This is a genomic window from Modicisalibacter sp. (assembly GCF_055145905.1).
The window spans coordinates 1-24,789 of record NZ_JBSREH010000043.1 but is presented as its reverse complement, the minus strand read 5'-3'; the positions used below and the strand labels follow the sequence as shown (position 1 = coordinate 24,789).

At 68.1% G+C, this 24,789-nt stretch carries 17 protein-coding genes and 1 pseudogene; 5 read left to right on the top strand and 13 right to left on the bottom strand.

The window, feature by feature from the left end; all coding sequences use genetic code 11:
* Positions 1–11: 11 nt before the first annotated feature.
* Complete coding sequence (gene exaC, locus ACTCB7_RS12870) at positions 12–1,532, bottom strand: acetaldehyde dehydrogenase ExaC (protein WP_224415377.1); 1,521 nt, start codon at positions 1,530–1,532, stop codon at positions 12–14.
* A gap of 657 nt (positions 1,533–2,189) precedes the next feature.
* Positions 2,190–2,501, bottom strand: a complete 312-nt coding sequence (locus ACTCB7_RS12865; protein WP_224420834.1) for a cupin domain-containing protein — start codon at positions 2,499–2,501, stop codon at positions 2,190–2,192.
* Positions 2,502–2,924: 423 nt separating this feature from the next.
* On the opposite strand from ACTCB7_RS12865, the gene ACTCB7_RS12860 reads away from it, so the two are divergent.
* Positions 2,925–3,149 (top strand): hypothetical protein, encoded by a 225-nt coding sequence (locus ACTCB7_RS12860; RefSeq protein ID WP_463006981.1) that lies wholly within the window; start codon positions 2,925–2,927, stop codon positions 3,147–3,149.
* 97 nt (positions 3,150–3,246) lie between these two features.
* Here ACTCB7_RS12860 and ACTCB7_RS12855 read toward each other — a convergent pair whose 3' ends face one another.
* From ACTCB7_RS12855 to ptsP, 5 genes are all read right to left on the bottom strand, one after another.
* Positions 3,247–3,828 carry an antibiotic biosynthesis monooxygenase gene (locus tag ACTCB7_RS12855; RefSeq protein ID WP_463006980.1) on the bottom strand — a complete coding sequence of 194 codons (582 nt, stop codon included), beginning with the start codon at positions 3,826–3,828 and terminating at the stop codon, positions 3,247–3,249.
* 128 nt (positions 3,829–3,956) lie between these two features.
* Complete coding sequence (locus tag ACTCB7_RS12850; protein ID WP_463006979.1) at positions 3,957–5,057, bottom strand: NADH:flavin oxidoreductase/NADH oxidase; 1,101 nt, start codon at positions 5,055–5,057, stop codon at positions 3,957–3,959.
* A gap of 178 nt (positions 5,058–5,235) precedes the next feature.
* A complete protein-coding gene (locus ACTCB7_RS12845; protein ID WP_463006978.1) occupies positions 5,236–6,987 on the bottom strand; it encodes a PTS fructose-like transporter subunit IIB in 1,752 nt (583 codons plus the stop codon).
* Positions 6,984–7,964 (bottom strand): 1-phosphofructokinase, encoded by a 981-nt coding sequence (pfkB, locus tag ACTCB7_RS12840; RefSeq protein WP_463006977.1) that lies wholly within the window; start codon positions 7,962–7,964, stop codon positions 6,984–6,986. Before pfkB ends, ACTCB7_RS12845 begins: the two co-directional genes overlap by 4 nt.
* On the bottom strand, positions 7,964–10,846 hold the full coding sequence (gene ptsP / locus ACTCB7_RS12835) for a phosphoenolpyruvate--protein phosphotransferase (RefSeq protein WP_463006976.1): 2,883 nt from the start codon (positions 10,844–10,846) through the stop codon (positions 7,964–7,966). Before ptsP ends, pfkB begins: the two co-directional genes overlap by 1 nt.
* A 250-nt stretch (positions 10,847–11,096) precedes the next feature.
* On the opposite strand from ptsP, the gene cra reads away from it, so the two are divergent.
* From cra to ACTCB7_RS12820, 3 genes are all read left to right on the top strand, one after another.
* Entirely contained in the window at positions 11,097–12,104 is a 1,008-nt protein-coding gene (cra, locus tag ACTCB7_RS12830) for a catabolite repressor/activator (RefSeq protein ID WP_463006975.1), read from the top strand.
* Between the two features lie 78 nt (positions 12,105–12,182).
* Positions 12,183–12,845 carry a phosphoribosyltransferase gene (locus ACTCB7_RS12825; protein ID WP_463006974.1) on the top strand — a complete coding sequence of 221 codons (663 nt, stop codon included), beginning with the start codon at positions 12,183–12,185 and terminating at the stop codon, positions 12,843–12,845.
* A 78-nt stretch (positions 12,846–12,923) separates the two neighbouring features.
* Positions 12,924–14,831 (top strand): metallophosphoesterase family protein, encoded by a 1,908-nt coding sequence (locus ACTCB7_RS12820; RefSeq protein ID WP_463006973.1) that lies wholly within the window; start codon positions 12,924–12,926, stop codon positions 14,829–14,831.
* Positions 14,832–14,840: 9 nt separating this feature from the next.
* On the opposite strand, the gene ACTCB7_RS12815 is transcribed toward ACTCB7_RS12820, so the two are convergent.
* The 6 genes from ACTCB7_RS12815 to ACTCB7_RS12790 all read right to left on the bottom strand — a co-directional run bounded on the left by ACTCB7_RS12815 (position 14,841) and on the right by ACTCB7_RS12790 (position 22,794).
* Complete coding sequence (locus ACTCB7_RS12815; RefSeq protein WP_463006972.1) at positions 14,841–17,012, bottom strand: ATP-binding protein; 2,172 nt, start codon at positions 17,010–17,012, stop codon at positions 14,841–14,843.
* Positions 17,013–17,065: 53 nt separating this feature from the next.
* Positions 17,066–17,566: a putative pterin-binding protein gene (locus ACTCB7_RS12810; RefSeq protein ID WP_463006971.1), complete on the bottom strand. Its 501-nt coding sequence runs from the start codon at positions 17,564–17,566 to the stop codon at positions 17,066–17,068.
* A gap of 97 nt (positions 17,567–17,663) precedes the next feature.
* On the bottom strand, positions 17,664–18,491 hold the full coding sequence (locus ACTCB7_RS12805; protein WP_463006970.1) for an MOSC domain-containing protein: 828 nt from the start codon (positions 18,489–18,491) through the stop codon (positions 17,664–17,666).
* A 120-nt stretch (positions 18,492–18,611) separates the two neighbouring features.
* Entirely contained in the window at positions 18,612–19,040 is a 429-nt protein-coding gene (locus ACTCB7_RS12800; protein ID WP_463006969.1) for a universal stress protein, read from the bottom strand.
* 10 nt (positions 19,041–19,050) lie between these two features.
* Positions 19,051–21,648, bottom strand: coding sequence for a TRAP transporter permease (locus ACTCB7_RS12795; RefSeq protein WP_463006968.1), 2,598 nt, complete (start codon positions 21,646–21,648; stop codon positions 19,051–19,053).
* Positions 21,649–21,825: 177 nt separating this feature from the next.
* Positions 21,826–22,794: a TAXI family TRAP transporter solute-binding subunit gene (locus ACTCB7_RS12790; RefSeq protein WP_224420826.1), complete on the bottom strand. Its 969-nt coding sequence runs from the start codon at positions 22,792–22,794 to the stop codon at positions 21,826–21,828.
* Between the two features lie 482 nt (positions 22,795–23,276).
* Here ACTCB7_RS12790 and ACTCB7_RS12785 point away from each other — a divergent pair.
* Positions 23,277–24,789 (top strand): annotated as a pseudogene (locus ACTCB7_RS12785) (BCCT family transporter); the annotation flags it as partial.

Here is a 24,789-nt window from a genome sequence, read left to right as displayed (position 1 = left end):
AGCGTGAAGGCTCAGAAGAAGCCCAGCGGATTGGTATCGTAGCTGACCAGCAGGTTCTTGGTTTGCTGGTAGTGCTCCAGGGCCATCTTGTGGGTTTCGCGGCCGATGCCCGACTTCTTGTAGCCCCCGAAGGCGGCATGCGCCGGGTACTGGTGATAGCAGTTGGTCCATACGCGCCCGGCCTGGATGCCGCGACCCATGCGGAAGGCCACGTTCATATCCCGCGTCCAGACGCCGGCGCCGAGCCCGAACTCGGTATCGTTGGCGATATCCAGTGCCTCGGCCTCGTCCTTGAAGGTGGTGACGCCCACCACCGGACCGAAGATCTCTTCCTGGAACACACGCATGCTGTTGCGTCCCTTGAGCAGGGTCGGCTGGATGTAGAAGCCCTTGTCGTAGGCCGGATCGAAGCTCTCCTTGCCGCCGCCGGTGAGGAACTCGGCGCCCTCTTCGCGGGCCACCTCCATGTACGACATGATCTTGTCGTACTGCTCCTGACTGGCCTGGGCGCCGACCTGAACGTCGGTGTCCAGCGGGTTGCCACGCTTGATCGCCTGGGTACGCTCGATCACCTTGGCCATGAAGGTGTCGTACATCGATTCCTGGATCAGCGCCCGCGACGGGCAGGTGCAGACCTCGCCCTGATTGAGGAAGGCCAGCACCAGCCCTTCGACGGCCTTGTCGATGAACTCGGGCTCCGCGTTCATGATGTCGGCGAAGTAGATGTTCGGCGACTTGCCGCCCAGCTCCACGGTGGAGGGGATGATGTTGTCGGCGGCACACTTGAGAATGTGCGAGCCCACCGGGGTCGAGCCGGTGAAGGCGATCTTGGCGATGCGCTTGCTGGTCGCCAGCGCCTGACCAACTTCCTCGCCGTAGCCGTTGACGATGTTGACCACCCCCGGCGGCAGCAGGTCGCCGATCAGCTCCATGACCTTGAGGATCGACGCCGGGGTCTGCTCGGCGGGCTTGAGCACCACGCAGTTGCCCGCCGCCAGCGCCGGCGCGAGCTTCCAGGTGGCCATCAGGATCGGGAAGTTCCAGGGGATGATCTGCCCCACCACGCCCAGCGGCTCGTGGAAGTGGTAGGCGACGGTGTTGGCATCGATATCGGCGGCCGTGCCCTCCTGGGCGCGGATGCAGCCGGCGAAGTAGCGGAAGTGATCCACCGCCAGCGGCAGATCGGCGTTCAGGGTCTCGCGCACCGCCTTGCCGTTGTCCCAGGTCTCGGCGACGGCCAGCATCTCCAGATTCTGCTCGATACGATCGGCGATCTTCAGCAGGATGTTGCTGCGCTCGGCGGCCGAGGTCCGCCCCCAGGCGGGTGCCGCCCGGTGCGCGGCATCCAGCGCCAGCTCGATATCTTCCTCGGTGGAGCGCGGTATCTCGCAGAATACCTCACCGTTAACCGGACTGATGTTGTCGAAATACTGGCCCTTGCGCGGGGCGACGAACTCGCCGTCGATATAGTTGCCGTAGCGCTTTTCGAACGCGACGATGGCACCGTCGCTCCCCGGATTGGCGTAGATCATGGCTGTGCTCCTGACTGGGTTGTGATGAGTGGCACCGATTGAGTCTTGGTCACGACGCCCCGCCGCGACATAGTCCGAAGGTATGAGTCGCTGAATGAACCGGTGCCGCAGCAGTACTGCCCGGCCCCCTGCCGGGATCGACGAACGGCTATGCCACCAAAGTGGAGTTGTCTCGGAGGGGGCCAAAATCGATCATGAGTCCATCGCAACGACGCAGGACGTCGGCAAGAAATACAAGGCAGATCGACGGTGACGGGGTAAAACGGCAACAAGACCAAGAACAACCGAAGGCCGTCGAAGAGCAAGCACAAGACACGGCGGCAAGACGCATCACACAAGAACAACAAAAGATGCAAAAAAGTCCCCCGGCGAGGGGGACGAGGCGGAGCACGCCAGCTCACTGTTACGTCGCCGCCGGTCCACGACCCGCCATGCGACGAATTCAAGCGCCACGACAAGCGGCGCCGCTGGAGAAGATCAGCAAGAACAACGCCAGCTTCCAAGAAATCCAACAACAACAATATTCAAGAAAAAGAGACAGTCATCGCCCAGCCCTTGCCATCAGGGGCTGGGTGCTCTCTTTTGGGCCCCCGAACGCTGCTCTCGCCCGCTTCCGGTGCATCATTCCCCCTTCCTCTACCACCCCGACAAGCCGCATCAGTAATGGATCGCCAGCCAGACGGTCGGGCCGTCGGGATCGGTCCAGGCGACCCGATGGCGCATGTGCGCCGGAATGACCACATGATCGCCGGGTGCCAGGGTCATCTCCTCCCCTCGCTCGAACGCCAGCACGGCACGCCCCTTGAGCACCACCACCCACTCGTCGCGCGCCTGGTCGTACCAGCCCCATGCCGGCGAACGCTGCCCGCGCGAGACGATCCGCTCCACCGTCACGGCCTCGTTCTCGATGATCGACTCGAACAGCTCGTCATCGAGCCGCTCGGGAATCCCGGCAAACAGATTGTCCATGAGCCCACCTCCGACAAGGTGCGATGCCGGAACCGCCATCGCACTCATTCACACCGATCTCGTAGTGCCGCTACCGATCCCGACGCCGGGCGTCCATCGTGTAGTTAAGCTACAACCACTTGTGCGCCCAATGGCGCTTTGTGGGATATGCCGCCCTGCACCATAGTGAAATCACGGCGCCGGACAGGGTATCGCCACCGTGATTCACTGACCGTCGCCCGGCTACCACCTGAGCGCCAAGCCGCCGTTGACCCGGGCGCCAGGAGCGAAGGTCTTGGAGAACTTATGACCCTGACGCAGTGCAGCCATGGGCGCTTATCCGGCCCGGCATGCGTAGCCAAGGCACCAGAGCGCCATCGGTGATGGCAGCCCGGGACGGGAATCTCCCTCCGGGTAATGATGACCTTGCATGAGGATTGAATCATGAACAACATCCAGTTGACCGAGCAGGCCGACCTTATCGCCAGCACCTTCAGCAAGCAGGACCTTGCCAAGGTCGTGGTCGCGCTGAAAGCCAACGGCCAATCCCTGCAGCATGCCGTCGAGGTACTCGACACCATCGATGCCTGCCAGGGCTACACGCTCGATCAGGCCTGGGACGAAGTGCTCGCCGGGGAGAACCACGTCATCCTCGCCGACGACGACTGACCCCTTCGGTCATGAGCGGCCCGATCGACTCCCGGGCTACGCCATGCCGACTCGAGCCGAGGCGCAATGCCTCGGCTTTTTTCGTACCAATGAGCCGTCAGGCACTCCGCCGGGCCCGACGCCATGCCGGCAGACGCCGGGTTCCGGCGGGCGGGGCGTTGAGCCACGGCGCCAGCAGGCGCGTGGAGAGCGGGATGAACAGGAATACCATCACCGGGGTGAGCATCAGGGTGCTGGCCAGCACCCGCGGCACCAGCGGCAGGGAGCCCAGCGTATCGCCGAGCAGCCATTGAAAAGTCAGCGAGACCGGGAAGAACGCCAGCCAGATGGCGATGGCCTGCTTCCAGCGCGGCGGAGTCCGGCCACAGCTGCCACGAAACCAGCTGTCGAGCCCGGTGGCGCGATGCTCCTGGGGCGCCTCGAACAGGTCGCGACCGCGGACCAGCCAGGCACGCCGCGAGGCGGAGTGCTCCCAGGCCGATAACGTCGCCTCGTCGGCGAAGCGAAAGACGATCTGATATTCGTTGTCGTCGGGCGGTGGTGCCAACACGCCGGAGCCCAGATAGCCGGCAAAGTCCGCAGCCAGGTCACGGCCCTCGTTGAGCCAGGCGTTGAAGTCCCGGTAGCGCCCGCGAGCCACGCGACGTGCCACCATCAGGGTGACGGGTGAAGTCGACATCGTGTATCTCCTTTTGCATCCGGCATCCCGGGTAGGGAGCCGGTGTGACGGGGGCCGGGGTAACGGCCCGCCGTTTCAAGGGATGCAAAAGCTACACCATCGATGCCGAGACGGCTACTGCGACGTGGCTAGTCGAACAGCCCCTTCAGGGTACGCGGCTGACACCGCAGGTACTGATTCGGCGCGCTCACGCTCGCCCCCAGTCGGGCCGCCGCGTGCCACGGCCAGCGCGGGTCGTAGAGCATGCCCCGGGCCAGGGCCACGGCGTCCGCCTCCTCGCCGACCAGAATGCCCTCGGCCTGCTCGGGCTCGGTGATCAGCCCCACCGCGATCACCGGCATCGCCGTCTCGGCCTTGATGCGCCGGGCGAACGGCACCTGGTAGTTGGGGCCGACGTCGAGGGCCTGATCCGGCGACAGGCCGCCACCCGAACAATGCAGAAAGCTGCAGCCACGCGCTTCCAGGGCGCGAGCCAGCACCACGCTCTGCTCGAGATCCCAGCCACCCTCGACCCAGTCGCTGCCGGAGATGCGCACGCCCACCGGCTTGTCGGCGGGGAACACCTCGCGCACCGCGTCGAACACCTCCAGCAGCAGGCGCATGCGGTTCTCAAGGCTGCCGCCGTAGGCATCGTCGCGCCGATTGCTGAGCGGCGAGAGGAACTCGTGGAGCAGATAGCCGTGCGCGGCGTGCAGCTCGATCAGGTCAAGCCCCAGCCGGGCGGCGCGCTCGGCCGAGGCCACGAAGTCCGCCTTGAGCTGCTCGATCTGTTCGCGGGTCATCGCCCGCGGCTCGCGCTGGCCCGGTGAATAGGGTACGGCAGAAGGCGCCAGCGTCTCCCAGCCGCCCTCCTCCAGCGGCAGCTGGCCACCGCCCTCCCAGGGCACCCGGGACGATGCCTTGCGCCCGGCATGGCCGAGCTGGATGCCGATCGGCATCGGCGAATGCGCCCGCACGGCCGCCAGGGTCCGCGCCAGCGCCCGTTCGTTGGCGTCGCTGTAGAGGCCATGGTCCCAGGGGCTGATACGCCCTTCCGGCGAAACCGACGAGGCCTCGATGATCAGCAGGCCGGCGCCGGACAGCGCCAGCTGGCCGAGGTGGATGGTATGCCAGTCGGTCATGCTGCCTTCGCCATCGGCGGAATACTGGCACATGGGGGCGATGACGATGCGGTTGGGCAGCGACAGCCCGCCGAGTGTAAGGGGCGTGAACAGTCGAGGTGACGCCATGCGAACTCCCGAAACGAATGCGTGTGTTCGGGAAAATTTACGCGGCTAACGATTGCCTGGCAATGTCGCCATGGCGACGTCGATAACGACAGGGTGTGAGGGAAGAACTGACAAAAGACAACCGGCGGCAGGCCGGCATGCTGCGCCGCCCTGCCGCCGGATCAGACAGACGAGGCTGTCAGGCCGCCTCGGCGACCGCCACGGCCTCGCTGTGACGCTTGATCGCCGCATAGCCCAGGCCGGTGACCAGCGAGCCGGCAACGATCGCCAGCAGGTAGAGGAGTACCGGGCTGATGGCGTTGGGGATGAGCAGCACGAAGATGCCGCCGTGGGGCGCCATCAGCTTGGCACCGAAGAGCATCGACAGCGCACCCGTCAGCGCGCCACCGACCATGCAGGCGGGGATCACTCGCAGCGGGTCCTTGGCGGCAAAGGGGATCGCCCCCTCGGTGATGAAGCACAGCCCCAGCACGAAGGAGGCCTTGCCCGCCTCGCGTTCCGGCTCGGAAAACTTCTGCCGGGCAACGAAGCTGGCGATGCCCATGCCGATCGCCGGCACCATGCCGGCGGCCATGATCGCCGCCATCGGCGCATAGGTCTCGGAAGCCAGCAGCCCCACCCCGAAGGTGTAGGCCGCCTTGTTGACCGGCCCGCCCATGTCGAAGCACATCATGGCGCCCAGCAGGGTACCGAGCAGCACGGCGTTGGCCGAGCCCATGTTGTTGAGGAAGCCGGTCAGGCCGTCGAGAATGGCCGCCACCGGCGTGCCCACCACGTAGATCATCACCAGCCCGGTGAACAGGCTCGCCAGCAGCGGAATGATCAGGATCGGCTTGAGCGACTCGATGCTCGCCGGCAGCTTGACGTAGCGGGTCACGGCCTTCGCCGAATAGCCCGCCAGGAAGCCGGCGAGGATGCCGCCGATGAAGCCGGCGCCGAGCGTGGAGGCCAGCCAGCCACCGATCATCCCCGGGGCGATGCCGGGTCGGTCGGCGATCGAATAAGCGATGTAGCCGGCCAGCACCGGCACCATCAGCTTGAAGGCGCTGCCGCCACCGATCTGCATCAGCGCTGCGGCCAGGGTACCCTCCTGCTCGAAGGCCTTGATGCCGAAGACGAACGACAGCGCGATGCACAGGCCCCCCGCCACCACCATGGGCAGCATGAACGACACCCCGGTGAGCAGGTGCTTGTAGACGCCCTTTTCCTTGAAGCTGGTCTTGCTCTCGCCACCACCCCCGGCCGCAGCCTGGGTATCGCTTTCCACGGCGGCATTGTCCAGCGCCGCCGTGATGGTCTCCTTCGGCTTCTTCAGGGCATTGCCGGTGGAGGTGCGCCAGACGCGCTTGCCGGCAAAGCGGCTGGGGTCGACCTCGATGTCGCAGGCCAGGATCACCACGTCGGCGTCACGGATTTCCGCGTCGGTCAGCGCATCCTGGGCGCCGACCGAGCCCTGGGTCTCGACGCGAATGGCGTGGCCCATGCCACGCCCCGCCTCGGCCAGCGCCTCGGCGGCCATGAAGGTATGCGCCACCCCGGTCGGGCAGGCGGTGACGGCGACGATGTGCCGCCCTTCCGGACTTTCAACCGCCGTGGTCGCTTCAGGCGCGGCGGCCGGCGTGAAGGGGGTCGCCTCGCGGGCGGCGCGATCGAGGAAGTCACCCGGGTCGGGCAGCGCCTGAGCGATCGGCGCCTGGAACAGCGGCTTGTCGCGGAAGCGCTCCGGATCGGGCACCCGGTCGGCGGCGACCACCACCAGATCGGCGGCGTCGATGGCCTCCCGGGAGACGGGCGTGACCGGGGCCAGTTCGCCATGCATCTCTACCGTCGCGTGCCAGCCCCGGCGGACGGCCGCCTGCTCAAGCCGCCGCGCCGCCAGGAAGGTCGTCGCCATGCCGCTGGGGCAGGCGGTAATCAGAATCACGTTCATGCGTGGACTCCCCCTGCGTGCCGGGCGCCGTCGTCGAGGCGCTGCACGCGTGTTTGTCGTTGGAGATCGTTGAAGTCGTCGGCGTGCGGGTCGCCCACACCAACATGGCGCACGGCTTCCGCGGACAGCGCTGTGGCGAAACGCAGTACCTGCTCGGGCGGATGACCGCTCAGCACCCCGTGCAGCATGGCGGCGACCAGGGTGTCCCCCGCGCCCACCGTGCTGGTCACCGCGACCGACGGCGGCAGTGCCAGCCATTCGCCGCGGCGGCTGGCCCACAGCACCCCGTCCTGACCGGCGGAGATCAGCGCCTCGGCGATGCCCGCGGCATGCAACCGGCGCACGGCCTCGAGGCGCGGGGCCTCGCCATCCAGCGAGCCGCCCGCCCAATCGGCCAGCTCCTGCTCGTTGGGCTTGACCGCCGTCGGCCCGGCGGTGATCGCCGCAGTAAGTGCGGGCCCGCTGGTATCCACCCACACCGGGATGTCCCGCTCGCCGAGCCGGGCGATCAGCGCCACCAGGTCGGCGGCATCGACCCCCGGCGGCAGGCTGCCGGCGATCACCACGGCATCCGGACGGCGTGCCGGGTCGTCGGCCCGGGCGTCGAGATCGGCGCGCAGCGCCTCGAGCGCACCGGCGTCCACCGCCAGGCCGGGGCCATTGATGTCGGTGACGCGCCCATCGTGCTCGGCGACCTTGGCGTTGATGCGGGTCTCGCCGGCCACGCGCCGGCAGGCGTCTTCCACGCCCAGGTCGGCGAAGGCACGCACGAAGACGCCGTCGTTGGCCGCTCCCAGAAAGCCCGAGACCGTGACGTCATGACCCAGGGCCACCAGCACCCGAGCCACGTTGACGCCCTTGCCGGCGGCCTCCAGGTGCGTGGACTCGGTACGATTGACCCGGCCCAGCGCCAGTTGCGGCAGACGGATCGCCAGATCCAGCGCGGGATTGAGGCTGATCGCGAGAATCCGGGCCATCAGAGTGCCTCCAGCGCTTCACGCACCGCCTCGGCGGTGGGCTGGGCCAGCGCAGTCTCGGCATGGTGACGGGCCTCGTCGAGGCTCAGTTCGCGCAGCCGGGCCTTGACCATCGGCACCTGACGGATCGATACCGACAGCTCGTCGACGCTCAGCCCCAGCAGCACCGGAATCGCCTGGGCGTCGCTGCCCAGCTCGCCGCACACGCCGACCCACTTGCCCCGGGCATGCGCGGCGTCGACGGTCATCTGGATCAGCCGCAGCACCGCCGGATGCAGGCCGTCGGACTGCGCCGAAAGCTCGGCGTGGCCACGGTCGATCGCCAGGGTGTACTGGGTCAGGTCGTTGGTGCCGATCGAGAAGAAGTCGACCTCCTCGGCCAGGCTCGGCGCCAGCAGCGCGCAGGACGGAATCTCGATCATCACCCCGAGCTGCACGTCGCTCGCCCCCACCTCGGCCTGGACGCGCTCGAAGATGGCGCGGGCGGCACGGAACTCGGCGATGTCCTTGACCATGGGGAACATGATCCGCAGCGGCTTGTCGCCGGCAGCGGTCAACAGCGCGCGCAGCTGGGTCTCGAGAATCTCGGGCCGGGTCAGTGCCAGGCGCAGCCCGCGCAAGCCGAGGAAGGGGTTGTCCTCCTGCGGCACCGGCCAGTAGGGCAGCGGCTTGTCGCCGCCCACATCCAGGGTCCGGGCCACCAGCGGACGGCCGTCGAGAGCATCGATGGCCTGGCGGTACTCGCCGATCTGGGTCTCGAGATCGGGTGCCTCGGCGTGGGCCATGAACACGAATTCGGTACGCAGCAGGCCGACGCCCTCGGCACCGTGCTCGACGGCGTCGCCGGCGTGGGCGGTATTGCCCAGGTTGGCGGCCACCTCGACGCGATGGCCGTCCCGGGTGTGTGCCGACTCGAAACGCTGGGCATGCGCCTCGCGCTCGCGGATCTCGCGCTCCTTGAGGCGCAGCTCGGCGCGGTCGCGACGCTCGGTGGACGGCGCGGGGATCACCCGGCCGCGCTCACCGTCGAGGATCAGCTCGGTACCGTTGGCCAGCGTCATCACCCGCTCGCCGGCGCCGACCACGGCGGCGATGCCCAGCGCCCGCGCCAGGATCGCGCTGTGCGAGGTGGCGCCGCCGCGCACGGTCAGCAGCCCACGCACCTTGCTGGTGTCGAGTCGCGCCACGTCGGAGGGGCCGACATCCTCGGTGACCAGGATGTAGGGCGAGTCCGGCGGCGTCGGCATCTCGGCACCGCAGAGAATGCCCAGCACGCGGCGACCGACGTCGCGCAGGTCGGCCGCGCGCTCGGCGAGCAGACGATCGGCGAGCACTTCCTGGGCACGTGCGGCGGTATCCACCGCCTGCCACCAGGCCGCCTCGGCGGAGAGCCCGTCGGCGATGCCCTCGTGGGCGGCCTCGCGCAGCTCCGGGTCGTCGAGCATCTCCTCGTGCATCGACAGGATCTCGGCCACCTCGCCGCCCTTGGCTTGACGAATCAGCGCCTCGAGCTGCTCGATCGCCTCGTGCATCGCCCGCTCGAGACGCCCGCGCTGGGTCGTGGCATCGCCGGCCCGCTCGCCCTGCAGGTCGCGCGCCCGTTCCGGATAGTCGAAACGCGGCAGGCGCATCACGAAGGCCGGCGCGATGGCCAGGCCCGGTGACGCGGCCACCGCCGGATGCGGCGTGTCGGCCGGCAGCGGCTCGAGCTCGACCGTGCGGCTCGGCTGCTCGACATCATCGACACCGCGACGCTCCTCGAACGGCTCGACCTTCTCGCCCAGCCCGTCGCGGACCGCCGCGGCGACCTCGGCCAGGGCCTCGGCGGCACCCGCGCCCTCGGCGGAGAACACCAGCGTCTGGCCGCGACGGGCGCCGAGGCCGATCACCTTGGTCAGGCTCGCCGCCGAGACCGACTCGGCCGCGCCTTCGAGCAGGCGCACCTTGATCGGCAGGTTCTGGGCGCGAGCCACCTGGACCAGCTGCTTGGCCGGGCGCGCGTGCAGGCCGTGGGCGTTGAGCACCCGAACCCGCGCGGTCTCGGCGCTGGCGGTCTCACCAGCCAGCCGCGCCAGCACGGTCGCCACATCGGCATCGGCCAGCGCCTCGCCGTCACCGGCATCGAGCAGTCCGGCCAGGCGCTCCAGCAAACCGCGATGCGCATCCCCCTGCCCGGCCAGGCAGAATACGCCGTTGACCGGCCCCAGCGGACCGGTGAAGGCCTGCTCAGGCGTGGCCAGCGACAGCGCCGGCGTGCGCACGCCACGGTCGCTGCTGGCCAGCCACAAGCCCTGGCCCAGTGCTACCGGCTCCTGCTCGACGACCGCCGCGACGAAGTCCCCGTCGACACAGCCGACCTGACGCAACCGCGCCGCCCCGGCCAGGGCCAGCTCGAAGCGGTCCCGGGCGGGGAAGTTCAGGCACAGCGTGTCGGCGTCCACGCGGGCGTTGACCGGCGCCCTGGACAACTCGCCGAGCACCGCCTCGCGACTGGCGGCCGATGCCAGCCGCTCGGCCACGCCGTCACGGTCGAGCACATGGGTGAGCGCACGCAGGATGTCCAGGTGCTCGTCGCTCTGCGCGGCGATGGTCACCAGCACGTGGACCCGGTTGCCGTCGTGCCACTCGACCCCGTCGGGGAATTGCAGCACGCGCACGCCGGTGGTCAGCACCTGATCGCGGCTCGCCGGCGTGCCATGGGGTATGGCGATGGCGTTGCCCAGATAGGTCGACGACTGGGTCTCGCGCTCGTGCAGACCGTCGCGGTACTCGGGGGTCGCGCGGCCGGCCTCGACCAGCGAGCGTGCCGCCTGGTCGAGGGCGTCGCGCCAGTCGGCGGCCCGGCAGCCGAGCACGACATCGTCGGTTTGAAGCGTCAACATGGATAAGCCTCCTCGCGGTGCCGACGGCCATGGGCCCGGTACCGCCCTCGAACACGGGACAGGGCCGCCGTGAATTCGACTTGTCCTGCCTCGCTGAATCGTGTCACCTTAATCATGAAAGCAATGCTGAAACGATCCACCCGATTAATCAAGCACCCATTCCTACGACCTTAGCAGGGGCCCCAGGAGGGCCCGCGCTTCGTAGAATGGGCGCACTATGCATACCCGGAGCCACAACAACGAGATGGCCATGACCCTTGCCGAAATCGCCCGCCTGGCCGGCGTCTCACGCACCACCGCAAGCTATGTGATCAACGGCAAGGCCGAGGAGCGCCGTATCAGCCGCGACACCGTCGAGCGGGTGATGGCCATCGTCGAGCGCTACCAGTATCGGGTCGACGCCCAGGCCGCCGCCCTGCGCCGCGGCCAGAGCCACACCCTGGGCCTGATCATTCCCGATCTGGAAAACGCCAGCTACGCCCGGCTGGCCAAGCGGCTCGAGCGCGGCGCCCGCGAGCAGGGCTTCCAGCTGCTGATCGCCGGCTCCGACGACGACCCCGCCACCGAACGCGAACTGGCCCGCGCCCTGCGCGCCCAGCGCTGCCAGGCACTGATCGTTGCCACCAGTCTGGCGGCGGAAGACCCCTTCTACGTCGACCTGATGGCCGGCGGCCTGCCGGTGATCGCCGTCGACCGGGCACTCGATCCGGCGCGCTTCGTCTGCGTGCTGAGCAACAACGTCGCCGCCGCCGAGACGCTGACCCGCTCGGTGCTGGATGCCGATGTGCACCACATCGCCTGGCTCGACGCGGTGGACGAGCTGTCGATGACCCGGGAGCGCCGGCAGGGATTCGAGCAGGCCGTGGCGGCCGCGGGGGCCGAGCCGTGGATCCTCTCCGCGGCACGCTACGACCGCCACGACGGCGCCCTGCTGATGGAACGGCTGCTGGCGGAGCGCGGCATGCCGGATGCCCTGGTCACGGCCTCCTACACCCTGCTTGACGGCGCCCTGGATGTACTGCTGGCACGCGGCGGCCTGCCCGATACCCTGCGGCTGGCGACCTTCGGCGATGATCGGCTGCTGGACTTCCTGCCGCAACCGGTCAACTCGCTGCCCCAGGATCACGCCCGCATCGCCGAACTGACTCTGGCCCGCGCGATCGCCGCGGCGCGCGGCGACTATCGGCCAGGTGTGACGGTCGTGGAGCGCTCGCTGCGTTGCCGGGCGCCACGCCCCGCCCCCTCGACGATCGGTTGACGCCGGACATTGACCCCGGCCCACAAGACTGGCCACGCTGAACACAGCCAGCCAATCCCGTTGCCGAGGAACCCCGCCATGACCGAGTTGCCCTTTGAGGATCGTCGCGACGCCGGTGAACGCCTTGCCAGCCACCTGGCGGGCCGGGTGACAGCGCCGGCGGTGGTGCTCGGACTGCCGCGCGGCGGCGTGCCGGTCGCCGCCGAGATCGCCCGCACGCTCGACCTGCCGCTGGACGTGCTGGTCGTGCGCAAGCTGGGCGTGCCCGGCCACGAGGAATTCGCCATGGGCGCCATCGCCAGCGGCGGGGTCACGGTCGTCGATGACGAGCTGGTCACCCGGCTGCGGATCGGCTCGCGGGCGCTGGATACCGTCATCGAGCGCGAGCGCGCCGAGCTGGCCCGACGTGAACAGGCCTATCGCGGCGACCGCGCCTATCCCGACCTCGCCGCCACCACAGTGGTGCTGGTCGATGACGGCATCGCCACCGGCGCGACCATGCGCGCCGCCGTTCAGGCGGTACACCGGCTCGGCGCCAAGCGCTGTGTCGTCGCCGTGCCGGTGGCCGCCCCCGACAGCCTGGCACTGCTGCGCGACACGGCCGACGAGGTGGTGTGCCTGGCCGCGCCCGAGATGTTTTCCTCGGTCGGCCAGTGGTATCGGCACTTCGACCAGACCAGCGACACCGAAGTGCGCCAGTGTCTGGCCGACGCCGCCGCGCCGGGCACCTCGAAACAGTAAGTCGCCGGGCCCATGGCCAGTGGCGGCCGGGCTCGCTAAGCTGAGCGTTTTCGCCCCCGGCAGGACCCGACGCACCCGATGACCGACACGCCGCCTCCCTCGCTGCCCGAAGTGCTGGCCGGCCCGCTGCTGCGGCGGGCCGAGCCGACCAACCTGACCCTGTGGCTGGTGGCTTCCCGGCCGCTCGACCTGCAGCTGCTCCTGACGCCGGACGGTGGCGAGAGCCGCCGCCTGCCCCTCGACGCCGCCTGTCGTCGGCTGCGCGTCGGCCATCACGCCTGGGTGCATCTCATCCACGTCACGCTGGACGATGCCCTGCCCGAGGATGTGCCGATCGGCTACGACCTGCACATCTTGGCCGAGGACGGCGAGTCACGCGGCATTGCCGAATGGGCGCCGCACCTGCTCTACCCCGGCCAGACACACCCCGACTTCGTGCTGCGCTCGCGCTGCGACGACCTCCTGCACGGTTCCTGCCGACGCCCCCACCACCCGGCGGCCGACGGCCTGGCCCGTGCCGACCGCTGGTTCGCCGAGCATCGCGACACGGCCGAGGCCCGTCCGGCCCTGCTCATGCTGACCGGCGACCAGATCTACGCCGATGACGTCGGCGGCCCGCTGCTGGCCGCCATCCACGAACTGACCCGGCGCCTCGGACTCTACGGCGAGCGCCTCGAGGGGGCTGTGGTCAACGACAGCGCCGAGCTGCTCGCCCATCCGGCCACCTACTACCATCGCGAGCGTCTGCTGCCCGCGTTCGAGTCCAGCGAGGCCCTGCGCGAGCGCTTCTTCGGCGGCGTACGCAAACCCATCTTCACCACCGCCAACGCCTCGAATCATCTGATCACCTTCGCCGAGGTACTCGCCATGTACCTGCTGGTCTGGTCACCGGTGCCATGGCGGTTGATCACCACGTCGAAACCGGCCCTGAGTACCGAAGACGCGACCACCTGGGACAGGGAAGCGGCAGCCATCGACGACTTCGTCGCCACGCTGCCGCAGGTGGCCCGGGTCATGGCCCAGCTGCCCACACTGATGATCTTCGACGACCATGACGTCACCGATGACTGGAACCTGACCGCCGCCTGGGAGGAGACCGCCTACGGCCATCCCTTCTCGCGGCGGATCATCGGCAACGCTCTGCTCGGCTACCTGCTCTGCCAGGGCTGGGGCAACGCCCCGCAGCGTCTCGACGCGCCGCTCGGCTCGCTTGCCGACCTGCTCGACGCCGTCGTCGACGGCGAGCTGCCGGCCGACCGGCAGGACGGCCTGATCCGCGAGCTGCTGCGCTTCGAGGGCTGGGACTATACCCTGCCCACCACGCCGCGAGTGGTGGTGCTGGATACCCGCACGCGACGCTGGCGCAGCGAGCGCGCCCGACACCGCCCGTCGGGACTGATGGACTGGGAAGCGCTCAGCGACTTCCAGCAGACGCTGCTCGACGAGCCCAACGTGATCGTGGTGTCGCCGGCACCGATCTTCGGCGTCAAGCTGATCGAGGGCGTCCAGCGGGTCTTCACCTGGCTGGGCAAGCCGTTGCTGGTGGACGCCGAGAACTGGATGGCGCATCGCGGCGCCGCCAGCGTGATGCTCAACATCTTCCGTCACTCGCGTACCCCGGGGCATTACGTGATCCTCTCCGGCGACGTGCACTACTCCTTCGCCTACGAGGTCCGACTGCGCCACCGCCAGCGCGGCCCGCGCATCTGGCAGGTCACCAGCAGCGGGCTGAAGAATACCTTTCCCGATACCCTGCTTGACGCCTTCGACCGCCTCAACCGCTGGCTCTACGCCCCCTGGTCGCCGCTCAACCTCTTCACCAAGCGCCGACGCATGCATGTTCGCCCGCTGGTGCCGGAACGCGCCCGAACCGGCGAGCGACTGTGGAACGGTGCGGGTATCGGCCATGTGCGCCTCGACGCAGACGGGCGCCCGCGCGAAATCGCCCAGCTCGGCAGTGACGGGCGCGACACGCGCTTTCTTTGACGACGCCGCTCAATCGCTGCCCAGCGCCGCCAGCGTCTCTTCCAGGGTGTGGCGAAGCGTCTCCAGCCGCGCCTCGCGGGCCGACGATGTGAGCCGCCCGGCCTGGATCTCCAGCTCGCCGGATAGCGTCGCGACGCGATAGAGGCCGATCCCGGCCGCCTCGCCCTTGAGCAGATGCGCCTGATGGGCGAGCGCCGCGCCGTCCGAATTCGCCTGGGCCGCCGCCAGCCGGGACAGACGCTCGGGGATCTGATCGCGGAACAGCGCGATCAATTCCTCGAGGCCCTCCCGCCCCAGCGAGTCGCGCAGTTCCCGGAGCACGTCGCGGTCGACCAGCGGCGAGTCCAGCGAGGCATCCAGCTCGGCCTGAAACGCGCGCAACGTCTCGCCCCGCTCGCCCAGATAGTGATGCAGCAGGCGCTCGAGGGGCTCCGGCAGCACCGGCTTGCTCAGATAGCCGTTCATGCCCGCCGCCAGGGCGCGCGACTTCTCGCCCTCCAGCGCCCCCGCGGTCATGGCGATGATCGGCACCTCGGCCTGTGCACCGCCCCGTTCGCGGATCGCCCGGGTCGCGGCGATACCGTCAATGCCGGGCATCTGCATGTCCATGAAGATCAGGTCGAAGGCCTCCTCTCGTGCCCGCGCCACGGCGGCCCGGCCGTCCTCGACCATCGACACCTCCAGACCGAAGCGCTCGAGCATGGCGACCGCCACCCGGCGGTTGACGGCGTTGTCTTCCGCCACCAGCACGCGCCCCGCGAATCCGGCCCGGGCGGCGTCGGGAAACGCCACACGGGACGGCAACGGCAGGGAAGCGGCGTCGGCGGTCGGCAACGGCAGCTCGACCCAGAAGCTGCTGCCCTCGCCTTCGCGGCTGGTGCAGCCGATCCGTCCATTCATGGCGCTCGTCAGCCGCTTGCAGATCGCCAGCCCCAGCCCCGAGCCGCCGAAGCGCCGCGCCGTCGAGGCGTCGGCCTGGCGGAAGGGCTCGAACAGCGAGGCCTGGCGATCGACGGGAATCCCGCACCCGGTGTCGCTGACCTCGAAGCGTATGTGGCCAGCCGCCGTGGTCGCGACCGTCAGCGTCACACGTCCCGCCTCGGTGAACTTCAGGGCATTGGAAAGCAGGTTTAGCAGAATCTGGCGCAGACGGCCGGCGTCGCCGCTCAGGTATTCGGGCAGCGCGGGATCGAGACGCCGTGTCAGGGTGACGGCCGTGCCCTGCGTCCGAGGGGCGAACAGCCTCATCACGCTGTCGATGCAGCCGCGCAGGTGAAACGGCTCGACCTCCAGCTCCAGATGACCGGCCTCGATCTTCGAAAAGTCGAGAATGTCGTTGATCAGGCTGAGCAGGATCTCGGCGCTTTCGTGCAGGGTTCGGGCATAATGGCGCGCGCGCGGTTCCTGCAGGCGATCCAGCAACAACGCGCTCATGCCGAGCACCCCGTTGAGCGGGGTTCGGATCTCGTGGCTGACCACGGCCAGGAAGTCCGACTTGGCCCGGCTCGCCGACTCGGCACGCACCGCCGTCGCCTCGAGCTCCCGACTCAGCTTCTCCAGGCGGCGCCGGGAGGCGGCGTTGTCCCGCGCCTCCTGAAACAGAAAACGCACCACCACCAGCGTGGCCAGGCTCATCAGCACGATCAGCGCGAGCAGCAGGGCATAAAGCTGGAACATGGTTTCCCGCGCCTGCGACCGGGTCTGCGCGAGATAGGCATTGATCGCCATGACCAGACGCTGGGTATCCGTACTCAGGGACTGAAAACGCCCCTGCAGCTGCTCGATGGCCGCGGGTGTCAGTCGATCCAGCCCGCGCAGGGCGTCATCGAGGGCGGCCACCTTCGCAAGAATCGGGCCGATACGCCGGTTGACCGCCGGTATCGTGTGCATCAGCTCGGCGCTCTGCCCGTCGATGAGCAATCGCGAACGGCTGTAGAGCAGGTCGAAGGCCCGCCGCAGCGCCGTCAGGTCCGCCCTGCTGCTCGGCCGGCTGCGCAGCACCTGACTGCGCAGCTCCACCGTGTCACGGTCAAGCTTGGAGGCGACCCAGGCGGCATCGCTGCCGACCGTCGGCACCAGGCTGCCCTGACGCCAGAAGATCAGACTGACCACACCCAGCGCGGTGACGAAACACAACAGCGCTGCCACGCCGCCCAGCTTGAGACGCAGGGGATAATGCACGCGGACCTCCGCAGTCAGGAATCATCCGGTGCTCGTTCACCGGCTCGCGGCACTCACTCCACCGTGATGGCGGCCACCTGCCAGACGCTGCGCACATGGATGCGTTCGGTCTGCAGCTCAGGGTGGGCGTCGAACGGATAGAGCACGAACAGCGGCCCGAAGCTGCGTATCGTCAGCGGCTCGCCGTCGCGGCGCATGGCCAGCAGCACGTCGTAGTCCTCGACGTCGCTGACCGGAATCGCGGCGACGAAATCGTTGAGTGCCTTGACCTGCAGCCGCTGACCACGCGCGCCGACCGCCTTCAGCACATCCCGTAACAGCGGCCCCTCGAAACGCGACACCCCGTCGGTCCAGGGGGTGTGAGTCGCGACCGCATGCATGCCCAGCCCGCGCAGCATGGCGGCATCGAAGCGCGCCTCGTCACCGGTGTTGGTGCGGGTGATGTCACCGGATACGGTCAGAATCACCCGCCCCTGCGGCGCGGGCAGTTCGGCGGCCGCCAGCGCGGCGGTGCACGGCAGGAAAAGGATCAGCAGCAACAGGACAGGACGCATGATCGGCCTCGTTCTCGCAGGATGGGAGCCTCGGCTCCGCGATCACCCGGGCGGCCACGTCCTGTCGCAGGGCCCGGAGTGAATGAGGGTACCGGCGTCAGACGCCGGCCGCTCGGGTTTCCAGAATCTCGACCGGGGCACCGAGGTGCAGCTCGCCCGCGTTGAGCGCGATCAGATTTTGGCCGAACAGCACCTTGCCGTCCGGACCGCGGCGATACCCCGCCAGGGTGCGCAGCGGCTCGCGATCCGGCTGGAAGCGCCCCGTCGCCGGGTCGACGGTGGTCATGACACAGCGCGCACAGGGCGTGTCGACGAGAAACTCGACCTCGCCGATGCGCACACGCTGCCAGGCATCCTCGGCATGGGGTTCGGTGCCCGCCACCACCAGGTTGGGACGAAACTGGGCCATGCGCTGCGGCCGATCGAGACGCGCGTTGAGCGCCGTCAGCGAGGCCTCGCTAATCATCATCAGCGGATAGCCGTCGGCAAAGCTGACCCGCTTGCCCAGGCCCGGCCGGTAGCGCGACGAGACCTCGCCCAGCCACAACAGGTGTGCCGGCTCGCCCAGCAGCTCGGAGAACCAGCGATCCAGAGCGGGCTCCGTGGTCCAGGCCGCGAAGCGATCTCCCCACACCGCCGTCTCGAACGGCCGGGCGGCAAAGCGTTGTATCACGGCCTCGATGCGCCCGGCCTCGGGGTGCCAGATGGACAGCCCGGCGGGCGACGGCTCGGCAACGATGCACTGCAGGTGCGGATGGGTCCGCGCCGTGAGAAAGGTGCCGTCGGGACGCACCAGCATGTAGCGGCGATCCCCCAGCAACCCCTCCTCACTGACCGTGGCACGCTCCAGCGAACGGCCGGCGGTGGATTTTATCGGGTAACGGTACAGGCCGGAAAGGCGTGGCGAAGCCGTGGCTTCATGCATGGCGACTCCAGAACGACAACACGAAGAAAGATACTGCCGGCCGGGCCGACAGTATCAGGCGCGTCACGGCGAGTGCGCGACGGCGACTCGGGCGGGGCGCAACCCGCCCCGCCGGTCGGGTCAGCGCACCACCATCACCGACATGCCGGCGCGGTGGACGACATGTTCGGCATTGGGGCCGAGCAGACGATCCGCCAGGCTGCGCCGAGTGTGCGACGCCATGACGATCAGGTCCGCACCGATGGCGCTGGCACTCTCGACAATCCCTTCGTAGGGCGAGCCCTCGGCGACGATGCACTGGGTCTCGACCTCGTCGGGCACATGCTCGGCGACGAAGCGATGCTGGGCTTCGGACAGCGCCTTGCGGGCCTTCTCGCCGAAGTCCTCCGGGAAGAAGCTGCCCACCAGCGGCATGTGGTAGTCGGGCAGCACGGTGACGACATGCAGGCTGGCCCCGAAGGTCCGGCACAGCGCCAGCGCCGTGGGCAGTGCCCGTTCCCAGGAGGCCGGCTCGTTGAGGTCGACGGGCAACACGATCTTGCGATACATGGCGATTCTCCTACACCGCGGGCGCCGGGTCGGACGATGCCTGCCGGCGACGACGCTGCAACAATACCACCAGGGCGAAGACCGCCAGCCCCGGAATCCACATCCACTCCTTGGCCCAGCGCTCCTCGGGCGCCTTGACGGACAGGATCTGCTGATCGAACTCGAAGCCCAGCTCCTCGGCTTCGCTGCCGAAGGTGGTCATGTCGACGACCGTCTTGCCGTCATCCTGCATCAGCTGCAGGCCGAGGTTGTCCATCCGCTCGGCGCCGGTGGCCCCGTCCGGGCGCGGAATCTGCACGAAGAACTCGGTGGGGTTGCCGTAGGCATCTTCCCCGGCGACCTTGACGCGCAGGTTGTCCCCCTTGCCCAGGCTGCCCAGGGCCTGCTCGAACTGCGCCGGCGGCACATCCCGGTAAGGATCGTGGATCATGTCCATCCAGAACCCGGGGCGGAACAGCGTGAAGGCCACCAGCAGCAGCAGCAGGCTCTCGTACCAGCGGCTCCTGACCAGCAGGAAGCCCTGGGTCGCTGCGGCGAAGATCAGCATCGCCACTGTCGCCACCACGAAGATCAGCAGGCCATGCCAGAGGTCGACATCGATCAGCAGCAGGTCGGTGTTGAAGATGAACAGGAACGGCAGTGCCGCCGTGCGCAGGCTATAGTAGAACGCCTGGAAGCCGGTGCGTATCGGATCGCCACCCGACACCGCTGCCGCGGCGAACGAGGCCAGCCCCACCGGGGGCGTGACGTCGGCCATGATGCCGAAGTAGAACACGAACAGGTGAACGGCGATCAGCGGCACCAGCAGGCCGTTCTGCTGGCCCAGCGAGACGATCACCGGGGCCAGCAGCGCCGAGACCACGATGTAGTTGGCGGTGGTCGGCAGCCCCATGCCCAGGATCAGGCTGAGCACCGCGGTGAGCAGCAGCATCAGCATCAGGTTGCCCATCGACAGCGTCTCGACCAGATCGGCCAGCACCAGGCCGACCCCGGTCTGGGCCACGGCGCCGACGATGATCCCCGCGGTCGCCGTGGCGATGCCGATGCCGATCATGTTGCGCGCCCCGTCGACCAGACCGCCCCACAGGTCGAGGAAGCCTTCGCGGATATCCGCGGCCATGCGACTGCGCCCGCGGAAGATCGCGATCAGCGGCCGCTGGGTGACGATGATGAAGATCATGAACATGGTCGCCCAGAAGGCCGACAGCCCCGGCGACAACCGCTCCACCATCAGACACCACACCAGCACGATCACCGGCAGGATGTAATGCAGGCCGACCATGACCGTGGGCCGGGTCTGCGGCAGCGTGACGACCGCTTCATTGGGGTCGTCCTCCTCCAGCTCGGGGTAGTACGAGCTGACCTTGAGCAGCGCCACGTAGATCGCCACCAGCGCCACCGCGACCACCCAGGGGGTCGACTCGCCGAGCACCGGCTTGAGCCAGCCCAGGCCATAGTAGACGGCGAACGACAGCGCCATCAGCGCGATCAACCCGCCCAGGAAGCCGATCACCTTGTTGAGCAGCGGCTTGACCGGATTGCTGCTCTCCAGCCCCTTCATGCCGGCCTTCATCGCTTCAAGGTGAACGATGTAGATCAGCGCGATGTAGGAAATCAGCGCCGGCAGGAAGGCGTGCTTGATCACTTCCACATAGGAGATGCCGACATACTCGACCATCAGGAAGGCCGCGGCGCCCATCACCGGCGGCATGATCTGGCCATTGACCGAAGACGCCACCTCGACCGCACCGGCCTTTTCGGCGGAGAAGCCGACCCGCTTCATCATCGGCACGGTGAAGGTGCCGGTAGTCACCACGTTGGCGATCGACGAGCCGGAGATCAGGCCGGTCATGCCCGAGGCGACCACGGCGGCCTTGGCCGGACCGCCGCGATAGTGGCCCAGCAGCGAGAACGCGACCTTGATGAAGTAGTTGCCGGCCCCGGCCTTCTCGAGCAGGGCGCCGAACAGCACGAACAGGAAGACGAAGCTGGTGGAAACCCCCAGCGCGATGCCGAACACCCCCTGGGTGGTCAGCCACTGGTGGTTGGCCAGGCCCTCGAAGCTCACCCCGCGGTGAGCCAGCATGCCCGGCATGTACGGGCCGGCCAGCGAATAGACCAGGAACACGATCGCCACGATCATCAGCGGCGGGCCGAGCGCCCGACGCGTGGCTTCCAGCAGCAGCAGCATGCCCACCACGGCGACTACCACATCCTGAAGGATCGGGTCGCCGGGCCGCTGGGCCAGCTGGTCATAGAAGAGATACAGATAGGCCGCCGCGCCGGCGCCCAGCAGTGCCATGACCCAGTCGGTCAGCGGCACCCGGTCGCGCGGCGAGCGCTTGAGCGCCGGATAGGCCAGGAAAGCGAGAAACATGGCGAACGCCAGGTGAATCGAGCGCGCCTCGGTGGCGCTGAACACGCCGAACTTGAGCATGAAGGGAAGCGGCGAGGCAATCCACAGCTGGAACAGCGACCAGAGGGCCGCCACCCCCAGCAGAATCTTGTGAGGCGTTCCCGTGAGCTTGCGGGAACCGGTGTCGCTGGACGCGACCAGATCCTCGAGCTCCTGGGAACTGGCAGGTGACGACTTGTTGTCTTCAGCCATAGCAATGCCCTGTGTCTGCGACCGGGGCGACCGGCAGATTGTCGCCAACGATCATCGGCTTGTGACGCATACATTCAGTGTAGGCGGCGTCGAGCGCATTTCGACGACGCCGAGAACCAACGATGCGCGACCGCCCGAAGGCAGCCGCGCATCGCGTCAAGCGGAGGAGCTGTCGACTCAGTCGATCCAGCCGCGCTCCTTGTAGTAGCGAGCCGCGCCTTCATGCAGCGGTGCGGTCAGGCCGTCCTTGATCATTTCCTCGGGCTTGAGGTTGGCGAAGGCCGGATGCAGCTTCTTGAAGCGATCGAAGTTCTCGAACACCGCCTTGACGGTCTGGTAGACCACGTCCGGGTCGGTATCGGCATCGGTGACCACGGTGGCCTTCACGCCGAAGGTCTGGACGTCATCCGGGTTGCCCTTGTACAGGCCGCCGGGGATGGTGACCTTGGAGTAGTACGGGTACTTCTTGACCAGGGAGTCGACGGCGTCGCCGGTCAGCGGGATCAGCTTGGCGTCGACGGTGGTGGTGGCTTCCTGGATGGAACCGTTGGGGTGGCCGACCACGTAGACCATGGCGTCGATGTTGTTGTCGGCCAGGGCGGACGCCTGCTCGGCGGCGGTCAGCTCGGACGCCAGGGAGTAGACGCCGGAGTCCCAGCCCTTGGCATCCATCAGCACTTCCATGGTGGCGCGCTGGCCGGAACCCGGGTTGCCGATGTTGACGCGCTTGCCCTTGAGGTCGTCGAGCGTCTTGATGCCGGAATCGGCACGGGCCAGCAGGGTCAGCGGCTCGCCGTGCATGGAGAACACGGAGCGCAGATCCTTGAACGGCTTGTCGAAGGTGCCTTCGCCGTTGTAGGCACGATAGGCGACGTCGGACTGGGCGACACCCATGTCGAGCTCGCCGGAGATGATGCCGTTGATATTGGCTACGGAGCCGCCGGTGGACGGCGCGTTGCACTTGATGTTGGCGTCGTCGACGCGATTGACCATGCGGCAGATCGACTGGCCGACCACATAGTAGACCCCGGTCTGGCCGCCGGTGCCGATGGTGATGAAGTTCTGCTGCGCCTGTGCCGGCGTGGACAGCGCGGCGGCGCCCATCAGCGCCCCGGAGAACATGGCGGAAAGTACGTGGCGTTTCATGCAAGACACCTCTTTCTTGGTTTGTTGTCGATCGCTTCCTGCCCCGATGCCCGGCAAAGCCGAAGCATCCGGCAGGCGGCCGGACCCTTCTTCGCTCGGCCATCGCCGAGCCGGTACGGCTTACCCGCAAGATACGCACGGCAGCAAGCGGCTGCAAAAGGAAACGCTAAAACAGCGCTCACCCCGCACTGCGGGCCTGTCGACCATCGAGACACAGGGTAGCCGATTCAAGCGTTTACAGGGCGTTTATCTTTCTGATTAGCCCGAGACAAAACAGTCGGTTAAGCGGCGCTTATCATACAAGAATTCCTTCCGGAGAAAAGCCTGGCCGCAGCAACTCCCGCTGGCCCGTACGCCCGAAGCGGCTGGCCGACCTCCGGGCCACATGGTAGGGTGGGCCGCTTTTGCGCGCACCGCCCCCGAACCGACGACGGTCGACGATGCCGGTCGCGCCACAAGCTCTCGACCAAGGTCCCTCTCTCATGCCGGATACGTCCGCTTCCCCTCGCCCCCGCTCCGAGAAACGCTGGGGCGACCCCCTGGTACTGACACTCACCATCGGGTTCATTGTGGTCTTCGTGGCCCTGTCGCTGTACGACATCGACGGTGTCGCCAGCGCCATCGGCGCCGGCTTCGCCTGGACGGCCCGCACCCTCGGGGCCTACTTCCAGCTGTTGCTGCTGCTGACCTTCTTCATCGCCATCGGCCTGGCGGCCACCCCCGCCGCCAAGGCGCGCATCGGCGATCTCGCCGTCCCCGAGATGAGCACCTTCAAGTGGCTGTCGATCATCCTCTGCACGCTGCTCGCCGGCGGCGGGGTGTTCTTTGCCGCCGGCGAACCGGTCTACCACTTCGTGGTTACCCCGCCGGCCTTCGACACCGAGCCCGGCACCCCGGCAGCGGTACCCGGCGCGCTGGCCCAGGCCTTCATGCACTGGGGCTTTCTCGCCTGGGCGGTGCTCGGCACCCTGACCGCGGTGGTGCTGGCCCACGCCCACTACGTCAAGGGCCAGCCGCTGCAGCCGCGCACACTGCTCTACCCGGTGTTCGGCGAGCGGATCATGCGCGGCGCCTTCGGCGGCGTGGTGGATGCGCTGTGCGTGATCGCGGTGGTCGCCGGCACCGTGGGGCCGATCGGCTTTTTGGCCACCCAGGTCAGCTTCGGCCTGCACGAGCTGCTGGGCTGGTCGCAGGGCTACGGCACCCAGCTGGTGATCCTCGCCGCCCTGGGGGCGATCTACGTGACCTCGGCGGTGAGCGGCATCGAGCGCGGCATCCAGCTGCTCAGCCGCTTCAACGTGATCCTGGCACTGGCCATCGCCGCGGTATCTTCGTCTTCGGCCCCACGCTGTTTTTGACCAACGCCTTCACCCAGGGCTTCGGCGAGTACCTGTCGTCGTTCTTCCGCATGGCGACGATGACTGCCGAGACGGCCCCGGCCTGGTGGATGCAGTGGTGGACGGTGTTCTTCTTCGCCTGGTTCATCGGCTACGGCCCGCTGATGGCGATCTTCGTGGCACGCATCTCCCGCGGGCGCAGCGTGCGCGAGATGATCCTCGCCGTGGCGGTGCTGGCGCCGATCGCCACCACCGTGTGGTTCACCCTGCTGGGCGGCTCGGGCATCCACTACCAGCTGACCGGGGCGATCGACCTCACCGAGGCGCTCAACAACTTCCAGTTCGACGTCGCCACGCTGACCGTGGCCCAGGCGCTGCCCGGCGGCACGCTGATGGCCATGGCGATCCTGCTGCTGACCACCATCTTCGTCGCCACCACCGGCGACTCGATGAGCTACGCGATCGCCGTGGTGGGTTCCGGGCATGACGAGCCCAACCCGCTGATCCGCGCCTTCTGGGGCATCGCCATGGCGCTGATGGCGGCCATCCTGCTGTACATGGGCTCGGGGCAGATCAGCGTGCTGCAGCAGTTCATCGTGATCACCGCGATCCCGGTGTCGCTGGTGCTGCTGCCCTCGCTGTGGACCGGCCCCAAGGC